Raw genomic sequence first — 11,961 nt, 5'->3', positions numbered from 1 at the left:
AGACCCAGAGTCACTCAACCAGGTGACTGTTCCAGGAGAATCAATGCGTAGATCCAGAAGGCTGACCGCAGCTCTCGTCCTTTCACTGGTCGGCGCCGGCATCGGAATAGGTGCGGGAGTGGTGCCGAAGGCATCCGCGGTGACCCCGCCCGTGGGGTTCACCGCCGACAACCTGCCCACCTGGCAGACGAACGGCATCGTGTGGGCCATGGCACAGGCGAACGGCGTCGTCTTCGCCGGCGGCACCTTCTCGGTGGTCCGCCCGCCAGCCGGGACGGCCGGCCCGGAGCGAAAGGCGCTGAACTTTGCCGCGCTCGACGCCGCCACGGGTAAGCCCACCTCGTGCGACCTCTCCTTCACGATCCGGGAAGGCACCGCCACCGTACGCGCCCTGGCCGTCTCGAAAGACAAGAAAACCCTGTACGCCGGTGGCCGCTTCGGCGCAGTCAACGGCGTCGGGGTGAGCAATGTGGCAGCCATCGACATCGCCACCTGCAGACCGAAGACCAGCTTCAGGCCAGTGGTGAACGCCACCGTACGGGCGCTGGCCGTCGCCAACGGCAGCGTCTACCTCGGCGGCGACTTCACCTCCGTAGCCGGCCAGGCCCGCCGCTACTTCGCCTCCGTCACCACTTCGGGCGCGCTGCGCCCCTGGAAGGCCGACGCCGACGAAACAGGCCGGGCGATCGAGGTGACCCCGGACGGGAACAACGTCCTCCTCGGCGGCGACTTCTTCCGCATCAACGGCGCCGACTCCCATGCCCTCGCCGTCGTCGACAGCAACAGGGGAACCCCGACCCGGAACTATCCGCTGGGCTTCTTCGCCGCCCTCGTTGTGGTGAAGGACATCACCACCGACGCCACCGGCTTCTATACCGCCAGCGAGGCCGTTGGAAGCCAGGACGAAGGCCGGTCCGCCATCAGCCTCTCCGACTTCCGCCAGCGCTGGCGGGACCCCTGCAAGGGCGCGACCCAGGCGGTCGAGGTCCACAAGGGCGTGGTCTACTCCGGATCACACGCACACGACTGCAGCGGCATTGACGGCTTCCCTGAGCAGGCCAACGGGTTGCGCCAGCATCTGCTCGCCCAGTCGGTCAACGCCCCGGCGCTGCTGGGCTGGACCCCCGATACCAACAACGGGCTCGGCGAGGGAGTCGGGCCACGTGCAATGACCACCGCCTCCAAGAACGGCACGGACTACTTGTGGGTGGGCGGCGAGTTCACCAAGGTGACCGGCACCTCGACCAGCCTCTACGCCGACAAGCCGCAGCAGGGCCTGACCCGCTTCGCCAGCGGCCCGGACACCGGCGCGCCGTCGGTGCCGCAGGAGGTCAGCGCCTCCAGTACCAGATCGGGCGAGATCGACGTCCGTTGGAAGTCCAGCTTCGACCACGACGACAGCAAGCTCACCTATCGCGTCTACCGCAATGGCTCCAGCACCCCCGTCCACACCGTCACCGGCTCCTCCATGTACTGGAAGCGCCCGCAGCTGACCTTCACCGACACCGACGTCACACCCGGATCCACCTACACCTACAGGATCACCGCGAGCGACGGCAGCAGGAACACCAGCGCTCTGTCCGCCCCCGTCACAGCCAGCGGGACCGCGACAGCCCACGTCGCTCTCTACCGCTGCTACAACCCGGGCAATGGCGACCACCTCGACACCACCAGCCCCAACTGTGAGGGCTACCCCAACAAGGACGGACGCCTCGGCCACATTCCCGCCCAACAAGCCCCTGACGCCGTCGCCCTCTACCGCTGTTACAACCCGCGCAATGGCGACCACCTCACCACGACCAACCCCAACTGTGAGGGCTACCCCAACAAGGACGGACGCCTCGGCTTCATCTACACCACCCAGGTCAGCGGCTCCATCCCCCTGTACCGCTGCTACAACCCGGGCAACGGCGACCACCTCACCACGACCAGCCCCAACTGTGAGGGCTACCCCAACAAGGACGGACGCCTCGGATACGTCATCCGGTGACATCGACCTCGCCACAGCCTGACGCTTCTCTCGCCGCATGCGCATGAGCATGCGCATGAGCGCGGGCAGGGGCCCGGCCCCCGGGCCGGGCCCCTGCGGGTGCGCCCGCTCTGCCGTCGAGGGCGTGCCGCCGGCGTCGGCAGGGTCGGCTGTCCGAAGGTGGTCGTGCCATCCCGTGCGCGTCGCGTAGCGGTGCATCCCGGTGCGCGCGGGCACGGGGCCGAAGGCGCCTCCGTTCTTTCCGTGTCGGCCCTCTGGACAGCAGGCGACTCTGAATGGAACGCTCGTTACAGAGTGCGGTTGGCGCCGATCGCGCCGCCCCGCACGCGGGCATATGCGCTCGCCCCACCCCTCGGCGGTGCTCGACGCGCACGCCCGCCTTGCTCTCTCGGCTCATCCCGTGGCACGGAACACGAATCAGCGCCCCTACGTGGACAGGAGTTCCCCCGATGAGGGACCGACCCGTACCCACCGCGCTCACCGCCGCACTCCTCGCCCTGGCGTCGAGCCTGGCCGCCGCACCCGCCGTCTCGGCCGCGCCCGCCCCCCGGGCGGAGTTCACCGTCGACACCACGTCCGACGCCGTGGACGCCGATCCGTCGGACGGCGTCTGCCGCACCGCGGCCGGCCTGTGCAGCCTGCGTGCGGCGGTCATGGCCGCCAACGCCCGGCCGGGCAGCACCATCACTCTGCCCGCCGGCCGATACCGCCTGACCATCCCGCCCAACCCGCTGCTCCTCGTCGGCTCCTACGCTGATCCGAGCAGGGGCGACCTGAACGTCAACGCACCCACCACGATCCGGGGCGCCGGTGCACGCGCCACCGTCATCGACGCCAACGGCGTCGACCGGGCCTTCCGCATGCGGGCGGACACCGAGCTGTCCGATCTGACGATCACGGGAGGAGTCGCCAAGCAGCGAGAGGTGCCCATCGCAGACCCCGGTGGCGGCGGCATCGCCAACACCGAGAAAATGACGCTGCGCCGCGTCACCGTGACCGGGAACTCCGCAGGCTACGGCGGCGGCATCTTCAACGTCCCAGGCTCCCATCTGGACCTCATCGACAGCACCGTCAGCGGGAACGCCGCCGGGGAGGCCGGAGGGATCAGGTTCGACGACAGCGGCACAGTGATCAACTCGACGATCACAGGCAACCGTGTGACGGATCCCGGCGACCGTCCCGGCAGCCTGGGCGGCTACGGCGGAGGCGTGGACATCCGTGGCCTCGGCACCGTGAAGATCCTCAACTCGACCATCACCGGCAACAGTTCGCCCCACGGTGCCGGGATCAACATCGCCCCCGCGTACCTGGACAGCCTGCCCCGGCCGATCCCCGACGTCATCGACCTGCCGCTGGGTCATCTCGTCCTGCAGAACTCGATCGTCGCCGGCAACACCGGCGCCGCCGGCACATCGGGTGACTGCGCGAAGGCCTTCGCCGTCATCGAGTCCCTCGGGCACAACATCGACAGCGACGGCAGCTGCCGTCTGACCGCGGAGGGCGACCTGCCCAGCCGTCCCGCACTGCTCGGGCCTCTGGCCGACAACGGAGGACCCACCGACACCCATGCGCTTCTGCCGGGCAGCCCCGCCCTGGACGCGGCCGCCCACTGCTTCGCCACCGACCAGCGCGGCGTCTCCCGTCCCCAGGGCGAGGCCTGCGACATCGGCGCCTACGAGCGCACGCAGTGAGGAAGCAGACGATGAGATTACGCAGCGCACACCGAAGCGCCCCCCGCCCCGCGCACCGCAACTCCTGCCGCACGGCGACCCGCAGCGCACTCCGCACGGCGACCCGCACCGCGCACCGCAACTCCTGCCGCACGGCGACCCGCAGCACCGCGACCCGTCTCATGGCCGCCAGCGCGGCGACCCTCGCCGCCCTGCTGCTGTCGAGCCCGGCACCCGCAGCGGCTGCCCCCGATGTGAGCGTCGGCAGCGGCGGCCACGACCCACTGGTCGTCCGGACCGCGGCCGGCTCGGTGCGCGGCGCCGCCGGCCCTGATGGAGGCCGGGTCTTCCAGGGCATCCCCTTCGCCGCGCCTCCGACGGGGGCACTGCGGTGGCGCCCGCCCCGGCCGGCCGCACCCTGGTCGGGGGTGCGCGACGCCACCGCACCGGCCGCCCCCTGCGCCCAGCAGCCGTTGACGCTGCTCCCGGACGGCGGTCCCGTCCTGCCCGGTGACTCCAACAGGACCGGCAGCACCTCGGAAGACTGTCTGTACGTCAACGTATGGACCCCCGTCCGCACCGCCGGCAGGAGTCTGCCGGTGCTGGTCTGGCTGCACGGAGGCGCCAACGCCTACGGCGCGGGGAGCGACTACAACGGAGCCGCCCTCGCCGCGCGGGGAGTGGTCGTGGTGACCGTCAACTACCGCCTGGGCGCCCTGGGGTTCCTCGCCCACCCCGCCCTCTCGGCGGAGAGCTCCGACCACGCCTCGGGCGACTACGGTCTGATGGACCAGCAGGCCGCCCTGCGCTGGGTACGGCGCAACATCGGCGCGTTCGGCGGTGACCGCAACAGGGTCACTCTCGGCGGTCAGTCCGCCGGGTCCGCCGACACCTGCCTCCACATCGCCTCGCCGACCGCGAAGGGCCTGTTCCACCGGGCGATTCAGCAGAGCGGCAGCTGCCTGTCGGACGCCGCCCTCGCCCCGCTGACCCTGGCCGCGGCCGAGAGGCGGGGCCACGGCTTCGCGGCCTCCGTCGGCTGCGCCGACCCCTCGACCGCGGCGGCCTGCCTAAGGGCCGCCCCCGTCACCGAGTTGATCCGCGACGGCTCGGGGACCGCGTCCCCGTGGGCGGCGAACACCGGTCCGCGCATCCTTCCGCACTCGCCTCGCGAGGCGTGGGCCGCGGGCCGGGCGAACGCGGTCCCCGTACTCAGCGGCAGCACCCACGACGAGTACCGGTACTTCACCGCCCTGCGCGTCGACCTGCTCGGAGACGGACCGCTCACGCCCAGCACCTACGCCGCGCTGATCCGGCAGCAGTACCCGGGCGAAGCGGCCGCCGTCCTCGCCGCCTACCCGGCTTCCGCCCACCCCTCGCCCAACCTGGCGTACTCCGCCGTCGGCACGGACCGGCTGTTCGCCTGCCCGGCGAGGGGCGACGGTCGCCTGTACAGCGGCCGAGCAGCCGTCTACGCCTACGAGTTCGACGATCCCGAGGCCCCGCCCTTCATCCCCGCGCCGCACACCCCGCAGGGCGCGTTCCACGCCGCGGAACTGGCCTACCTGTTCCCGACGGACGCCCTGCGCCCGCTGACCCCCGCCCAGCGGCGGCTCTCCGCGACGATGACCGGTTACTGGGCCAGGTTCGCCGCCACCGGCGACCCCAACGGGCCCGGCGCTCCCGCATGGCCGCGGTACACCGCCCACCGCGACGCCGTCCAGGTGCTCGCCCCGGACCGGACGGCCCCCACGACCGCCTTCGCGGCGGATCACCGCTGTGCGTTCTGGCAGCGGCACGGGGCAGCGTGATGGACGCCTCCCGGCGGACGACGTCGACGTTCGCACTGCTGCGGGACGGACGCCGGGCCTGCCGCCAGGGCCCGGACGCCCTGGCGGCCCGTCGCCGCGACCGCCTGGCCGCGATGACAGACTTCGCCCGCGTCCACTCCCCGTACTACCGCCGGCTGTACCGACGAGTCCCCACCCGGGTCACGGACCCCGCCCTGCTGCCGGTGACGGACAAACAGACCCTGATGAGGCACTTCGACGACTGGGTCACCGACCGGGAGGTGACCCTCGACCGGGTGCGGTCCTTCGTCGACGACCCCCACCGGATCGGCGACCGCTTCCTCGGCAGGTACCTGGTCTCCACCACCTCCGGTACCACCGGACACCGCGGGATCTTCCTGCTCGACGAGCGCGCCGCGACGGTGTTCAGAGCGCTGTCGCTCCGCGCCGCCTCCCGTGTGTTCACCCCCGGACTGCTGGTGCGGATGCTCGCCCGGCGGGCGCCGTCGGCCCATGTCATCGCCACCGGCGGCCATCTGGCCGCGAACGCGGTCATCACCAGGATGCACGCGGACGGCCGCCGGCACGCCACGGCCGGCCGGGTCTTCTCCGCGCACACGCCTCTGCCCGAACTGGTGGAGCAGCTCAACCGGTGCCGTCCCCTCGTCCTGGTCGGCTACGCCACCGTGATCGCGTTGCTGGCTGGCGAGCAACTGGCCGGGCGGCTGCGCATCGCACCGGCCCTGGTGTCCCTGGTGGCCGAGGGTCTCACCGACGGCGGGCGCCGGCGTATCCGCAGGGCCTTTACAGCGGCGCGCGTCATGGACACCTACGGCTGCAACGAGAGCCTCGCGCTGGCGTACGGCTGCCCACAGGGCTGGCTGCATGTGCACAGCGACTGGCTGATCCTGGAACCGGTCGACGCGGACCACCGTCCCACGCCGCCCGGACAGCAGTCCTCCACCGTGCTGCTGACCAGCCTGTGCCGCCTGGTGCAGCCCATCCTCCGCTACGACTTGGGCGACAGCGTCCTGTGTCGGCCGGACCCCTGCCCCTGCGGAGATCCACTGCCCGCGATCAGAGTCCGCGGTCGCGCCGCCGACCTGCTGTCCTTCCCACGACCGGACGGCGATCCCGTCCGCATCGTGCCGATGGCGTTCGAGACCCTCGTCGAGACCGTCCCCGACATCGACCTGTTCCAGATCGTGCAGACCACACCCACCACCGTACGGATACGGATACGGCCCGCTGCCGGAGCGGACCCGGACCGGGTGTGGTGCGCGGTACGGGCCCGCATCACCGGCCTGCTCACCCGGCACGGAGCGGCCCACGTCACGGTCGAACGTGCCCAGGAGCCGCCCGTGCAGTCCGCGGGCGGCAAGTTCCGGGTCGTCATCCCCTGCCGGTGACGACAGGAACGCCGCGATGGGCCGCCAGGGCGAGCAACGCGACGCGCAGCGACTCGGCGTCCAGGGAAGCGGCCGGATCGAACCACCGCGCGACCGCCGTCCCGCTCGCCGCTCGCAGGGTGAAGCGGGCGAGTGCCTCGGCCACCTCCGGTCGGTCGCGCACATCGAAGACGAACCCCAGGGCGTCGCGCGCCCAGGCCAGCAGGCCGTCGCGGTAGCGGCGCAGTTCGGCCACGGCCGCCGCACTGGCGGTCCGCTGCAGCATGCCCAGGCCGATCAGCAGCTTCACGCCGTCCGGGTGGCGCTGGAAGGCCTCACCGACCGCTCCGAGGAATCCGTCCAGCCGCTGCGAGACGTCCGCGCCCGGCACCTCGACGGGGGGCAGAGCCGACAGCAAGGAGGTCCTGGCCCGTTCGAGCACCGCGACATAGACGCCGTCCTTGCTGCCGAAGTGCCAGTAGATGGAACTGGCCGGCAGACCACAGGCGGCGGAGACCATCGAAATGGACGTGGCGGCGTAGCCGTGCAGCGACATCAGCTCCGTCGCGGTGTCGAGAATCGCGTCCCGCGACCGCATACCGCGGTGCGCATGGGCCGGTGCCTCCGTCATGGGGCGACCTTACCGGCCGTTGCCCACCACGAGCAGACCGGCGCCCGCCCGGTCGCCGGTCGCCGGTCGCCGGTCGCACGCCGCACGGCCGCCGCCACCCGCACCGCGCCTGACGCGGGGGCGCTGCGCGCGCTTCGCGCCCTGGCGCCCGGCCACCGGACGGCGACGTCGATCAGCGGGCCGTCACCGCAGTGCTGCCGTGAACCAGGGCGCGGTCTGTTGTCCGTCCGCATGAGCGGCCCGTCCAAGGGGCGTCGGGCCTTGGCCGCAAGCCCGTCGGCGGGCGTCGCGGTCAGGCTCTGCCTGCCTGCGACCGGCTGCCGAGACGCGCTCAGGCGCTCTCGGACGCCGGGGAGAGCGACCGCAGCCACGCCCAGGTGTCCCCCACCGTCTCGGCGACCGGGCGGCAGCGGAGACCGGCGGCCAGGACCCGCGAGACGTCGCCGCGGTGCAGCGCGTCATGCAGCTCGCCGCCGGGCGGGCACCAGATCGGCAGGTCGCTCCAGGCGGCGACGCCCGCGGCCTCGATGGCCGCCGGGTCCGTCCACACCAGTTTCGCGTCGGACCCCGTGGCGTCGACACAGGCGTCCAGCAGCTCGCCCATGGTCGTGTGCCCCGTCGGGCTCACCACGTTGAACGCTCCGTGCAGCCCGGTCTTCAGGGCGTCGAGGGTCCACGCCGCCAGGTCGCGGGCGTCGACGTACTGCAGCGGGGTGTCCCTGGGGCCCGGAGCCAGGACGGGGCCGCCCCGCGACACCCTCTCCAGCCACCACGGCAGCCGGCCCGAGTTCTCACGCGGCCCCAGGATGAGCCCCGCCCGGAGCAGCAGGGTGCGTTCCGCACCGAACTCCCGCACCGCCGCCAGCTCCGAGCCCCGCTTGTCGGCGGCGTAGTCCGTCGCTTCGGCGTCCGGGTCGCCGTCCGCCAGCGGGCCGTCCTCGTCCAACCCCGCGGGGATCGGCCACGCGTACACCGAGCGGCTGGAGACGAAGGCATAGCGGCCCACCCGTCCGGCGAGCAGTCTCGCCGCGTCCCGCACGACGCGCGGCGCCGAGGTCCAGGTGTCGACGGCGGCATCCCACTCGCCGGCGGCGAGGGCCGCCAGGCCGTCCGGTGCGGTGCGGTCCCCGTGGAGTACGGCCACGCCGGGCGGCGGCGGGTGCTCGCCGCGGTGGAAGACCGTCACCTCCCAGCCGCGGTCACGCGCGGCTTCGGCGATCGCCCGGCCCCCGAAGTCCGTGCCCCCGAGCAACAGCAGTCTCACAGCTCTCCCTTCACAGTCACAGTCTTCACAGCTGACCTCCCGTCGGGTCGGCCCGCCGCGGCGGCGTCGACCGCCGCGTCACCCGGAGGTCCGCACGCGGTACGCCTCGAAGCGCTCGGCGATCTCCAGGGCGCGGCCCTCCGCCTCCGCCGGCGTCATCTCGGCACACTCGTAGCCGAGTTCCGCGGACATGACCGCCATCGACGACGGCTCGAAGACGACGGTTCCGTCGGCCCGGATCTCGCTGATGCCGTCCTGCACCTGCCCGGAGACGTTGACCGCGTGCCCCTGCTCCTCCGTCATGCCCTCGGGCAGCAGCTTGCGGAACTTCCCGGACTCGATCGCCACCGGGTAGCCGCCGAGCGCCCCGTCCACGCCGGGAGCGTGGACGACGGCGTCCCTCCCGTCGGCCAGCGGCTCCAGCACGCTGAGGGCGGAGGCCGCGGTCATCGCCTGCCCGGCCATGCCTCCGGTGCGGCGGTACCGCGCGGGCAGCCGCTTCAGCAGGCCCGGCACGTCCAGCTCCGCCGTGACGTCCCGGCCGTCCACGCGCACGCCCAGCCCCATGGCGGCGGGGCCGCTGTCGCCGTGGCGGGACAGCCGGTGCGAGACATAGTGGTGGGCCACCAGCCGCACCTCGACGTCCTCCGCGGCGCGGCCCAGCTCGTCGGCCACGGTGGCGGTGATGCCCGGGACGTTGTTGGCGACGTTGCCGATGCCGATGTCCGGCGAGAGCCCGACCGCGCCGAGCACCGGGTGCACGGCGTCCGGGTAGGCGGCGTTGACCACGACGGCTTCGGTCCCGGACAGCCGGACGGCCTCCATCGCCTTCATCACCGGCGTCAGGTGCATCGGCAGCCAGGGGCCGTAGTTGGCCGCGTACACCCGCTTGAACGCCGACTCCTCCAGTGTGGAGATGACCCACCACGACTGGTAGCTCGCCGCCAGGAACAGCACGTCGGGCGCGAACGAGGCGATCCGCTCGGCGGTCCGCGCCACATCCGTCAGATCCGTCAGCGCATGGCTGAGCGCAGGGGTGTGGCCGCGCTGGATGCTGCAGAACCGGGTGAGGTTGGCGGCACGCAGCACCGCTTCCCCGTCCCTGCCGACGAGTTGCACCTGGCGCGGCCGGTCGCTGTGCGCCAGCTCGTGGAACACCCGGCGGCCCAGATCGCCCGCGCCCAAGACCATGATCTTGCGTGCGTCGTTCACGAGGTACCTCCGGGGGAAGCGGTGACAAGGGCGGGCGGAAGGGGGACGAGCCGCCGCGCATCGCCGATCAGGGCGGGCAGCTCGTGCATCGAGGAGAAGGCGACGGCGCCCTCGCGGTGCGGGCCTGCCGCCGGATCGGCCGTGTACTGCAGCACCCGCATGCCGGCGCCGAGCCCGGCGTCCACGCCGACGGGGCTGTCCTCGACCACCACGCAGTCCTCGGCGGCCGCGCCGCAGCTTTCGGCCGCCCATGAGAAGAGCCGCGGATCCGGCTTCCAGGCCCCCACGTCGTACGCGGAGAACAGCTGGCCGTCGAAGCAGTGCAGAATCCCCGCCTTGGCCAGCCGGCTCTCGATGATCTCCAGGGGGCTGTTGGAGGCGACGCACATGCCGGCGAGCGGCAGTGCCCTCAGCCGGTCGAGCGCGTCGGCGACACCCTCCAGGGGCTCCAGCCGGTCGCCGATGAGCTCCTCGCACTTGGCGCGGGCGATCGGCATGGCGTCGCGGGGAGGAGCCTTGCCGGTGAGCTCGGCCATCAGGTCGAGGCACTCCTGCATCTTCTTCCCGGAGAACAGCTCGTCGCGCTGCTCAGTGCCGAGCGACAGGCCCATCAGCTCGCCGACGTGGGCGAGCGCGCCGTTCTCGGCGTCCTGCGTGTCGACCAGGACGCCGTCCAGGTCGAAGATGACGAACAGCTCACTCATAGTCGATCCAGTCCACGCTCTCGATGGCGGCCACGGTGGCGGCCAGGTCCTGGTGGGAGGCGGCCGAGCCGAGCACGGCCGCGGTGTTCCCGCGGGCGCCGATGCGCCAGTCCGCCGGCGCGCCCGGCTCGGTGAGCACCGCGACCCGGTCCACGTTCGGCAGCCGCCGCAGCGCCGGGACGTTGCGGATCGCCCGCACCCGGCGGGCGCCGGCGGGCGGCACGATCAGGTAGTGGAAGGCGATCGGCCCGTCCTTCTTCACCTCGGGCGTCGTGTACGGAAGGCCGAGGGCGGCGGCGACGGCGACATGGGCCGGATCGGAGGTGCCGGAGCGGACCGCCAGGTCGTCCACCCAGGCGCCGAGGCGGCCGTTCACCTCGATGACCCGGGGACCGTCGGCGGTCAGTTTGATCTCGACGTCGGCGACGCCGTGGATGTTGAGCGCGCGCACCGCGCGACAGGCCAGGTCCCGCACCGCGCGCTCGTCCTCCTCGGACACCGCCGAGAAGCCGCCGTATCCGCCGCGCTCGCGGAACGGCTCGGCGAGCGCGAACTTGCTGGTGACGAAGACGGGTCGGACATCGTCCCCGTCCGCCGCGCAGTCCACCGCGATGTAGTCGCCCCACGGCGCCGGGGTGGGGCGGCCGACCAGCAGTTCCTCGACCATCACCGCGGTCTCCACCGGACCGCCGCCCGCCGCGTCGAACGCCTCGGCGACGGCGTCCCGGCACTCCTGAAGGGTTGTCACCGCCCGGGTGTTGCGGCTGGAGGCGCCGATGACGGGCTTGACGATGGCCGGCAGCCCGACGTGCGCGACCGCTGCGTCCGTCCCCTCCGGCGAGGTGACCGTGCGGAAGCGGACCGAGTCGATACCGGCCTGCGCGAAGCGGGCCCGCTGGGCGTCCTTGTGGGTGATGGCCTCGACGTCCGCGGGCCGGTGGTAGCGCAGGCCCAGCGCGTCGGCCAGCCGGACCGTGGCGGAGATCTGGAACTCGCTGAAGGTGATGATGCCCGCGGGCCCGAGGGCGCGCAGGGCCTCGACGGTCTCCGCCTCGGTGCGGCCCGCGGTGTTCACCACGGAGCCGACCGTCTCCAGCGTCGGGATCATCTCCTGTGCGTGGTCGGTGCCGGCCACGGCGAACAGGAGCGCGCAGCCCGCCTGACGGGCGGCCTCGGCCAGCCGGGTCGGCGCGAGGCTGCCGGCGTCGTAGACGACGAGCAGCACCGGTTGGTCACTCATGGGTTCAACCTCTGTGTCGGTCGGAAAGGCGAAGCGGGGCGCGCGGGGGCGGGGCGCCTGCGGTGGGGGAGC

Annotated in this window: 9 protein-coding genes; 4 read left to right on the top strand and 5 right to left on the bottom strand. The window is 72.5% G+C overall.

From position 1 onward, the window contains the following. The first annotated feature begins 43 nt into the window (after positions 1 to 43). The 4 genes from QCN29_RS10600 (at position 44) to QCN29_RS10585 (ending at position 6,859) form a co-directional block, all read left to right on the top strand. Positions 44 to 1,990 carry a fibronectin type III domain-containing protein gene (locus tag QCN29_RS10600; RefSeq protein WP_279927558.1) on the top strand — a complete coding sequence of 649 codons (1,947 nt, stop codon included), beginning with the start codon at positions 44 to 46 and terminating at the stop codon, positions 1,988 to 1,990. 449 nt (positions 1,991 to 2,439) lie between these two features. Further along, positions 2,440 to 3,681, top strand: a complete 1,242-nt coding sequence (locus tag QCN29_RS10595; protein WP_279927557.1) for a right-handed parallel beta-helix repeat-containing protein — start codon at positions 2,440 to 2,442, stop codon at positions 3,679 to 3,681. Positions 3,682 to 3,692: 11 nt separating this feature from the next. Then, positions 3,693 to 5,471, top strand: a complete 1,779-nt coding sequence (locus QCN29_RS10590) for a carboxylesterase/lipase family protein (protein WP_279927556.1) — start codon at positions 3,693 to 3,695, stop codon at positions 5,469 to 5,471. Then, positions 5,471 to 6,859 carry a phenylacetate--CoA ligase family protein gene (locus tag QCN29_RS10585; protein WP_279927554.1) on the top strand — a complete coding sequence of 463 codons (1,389 nt, stop codon included), beginning with the start codon at positions 5,471 to 5,473 and terminating at the stop codon, positions 6,857 to 6,859. The genes QCN29_RS10590 and QCN29_RS10585 overlap by 1 nt, the downstream gene beginning before the upstream one ends. On the opposite strand, the gene QCN29_RS10580 is transcribed toward QCN29_RS10585, so the two are convergent. From QCN29_RS10580 to QCN29_RS10560, 5 genes are all read right to left on the bottom strand, one after another. After that, entirely contained in the window at positions 6,843 to 7,469 is a 627-nt protein-coding gene (locus QCN29_RS10580) for a TetR/AcrR family transcriptional regulator (protein WP_240136138.1), read from the bottom strand. The genes QCN29_RS10585 and QCN29_RS10580 overlap by 17 nt on opposite strands. 331 nt (positions 7,470 to 7,800) lie before the next feature. After that, entirely contained in the window at positions 7,801 to 8,733 is a 933-nt protein-coding gene (locus tag QCN29_RS10575; protein ID WP_279927553.1) for an NAD-dependent epimerase/dehydratase family protein, read from the bottom strand. 78 nt (positions 8,734 to 8,811) lie between these two features. Further along, a complete protein-coding gene (locus QCN29_RS10570; protein ID WP_279927552.1) occupies positions 8,812 to 9,945 on the bottom strand; it encodes a hypothetical protein in 1,134 nt (377 codons plus the stop codon). Next, positions 9,942 to 10,649, bottom strand: a complete 708-nt coding sequence (locus QCN29_RS10565) for an HAD family hydrolase (RefSeq protein ID WP_279927551.1) — start codon at positions 10,647 to 10,649, stop codon at positions 9,942 to 9,944. The genes QCN29_RS10570 and QCN29_RS10565 overlap by 4 nt, the downstream gene beginning before the upstream one ends. Then, positions 10,642 to 11,889, bottom strand: coding sequence for an ATP-grasp domain-containing protein (locus tag QCN29_RS10560; protein ID WP_279927550.1), 1,248 nt, complete (start codon positions 11,887 to 11,889; stop codon positions 10,642 to 10,644). Before QCN29_RS10560 ends, QCN29_RS10565 begins: the two co-directional genes overlap by 8 nt. Positions 11,890 to 11,961 lie beyond the last annotated feature (72 nt).

The organism is Streptomyces chengmaiensis, from assembly GCF_029846775.1.
Lineage (GTDB): Bacteria > Actinomycetota > Actinomycetes > Streptomycetales > Streptomycetaceae > Streptomyces > Streptomyces chengmaiensis.
This window is presented reverse-complemented; position numbering and strand designations above follow the sequence as displayed.

What these genes read in the sequence shown, in the direction of transcription:
- QCN29_RS10600 (WP_279927558.1), top strand. Translation starts at nt 44, where the DNA reads ATGCGTAGATCCAGAAGGCTGACCGCAGCTCTCGTCCTTTCACTGGTC.
- QCN29_RS10595 (WP_279927557.1), top strand. Translation starts at nt 2,440, where the DNA reads ATGAGGGACCGACCCGTACCCACCGCGCTCACCGCCGCACTCCTCGCC.
- QCN29_RS10590 (WP_279927556.1), top strand. Translation starts at nt 3,693, where the DNA reads ATGAGATTACGCAGCGCACACCGAAGCGCCCCCCGCCCCGCGCACCGC.
- QCN29_RS10585 (WP_279927554.1), top strand. Translation starts at nt 5,471, where the DNA reads ATGGACGCCTCCCGGCGGACGACGTCGACGTTCGCACTGCTGCGGGAC.
- QCN29_RS10580 (WP_240136138.1), bottom strand. Translation starts at nt 7,469, where the DNA reads ATGACGGAGGCACCGGCCCATGCGCACCGCGGTATGCGGTCGCGGGAC.
- QCN29_RS10565 (WP_279927551.1), bottom strand. Translation starts at nt 10,649, where the DNA reads ATGAGTGAGCTGTTCGTCATCTTCGACCTGGACGGCGTCCTGGTCGAC.
- QCN29_RS10560 (WP_279927550.1), bottom strand. Translation starts at nt 11,889, where the DNA reads ATGAGTGACCAACCGGTGCTGCTCGTCGTCTACGACGCCGGCAGCCTC.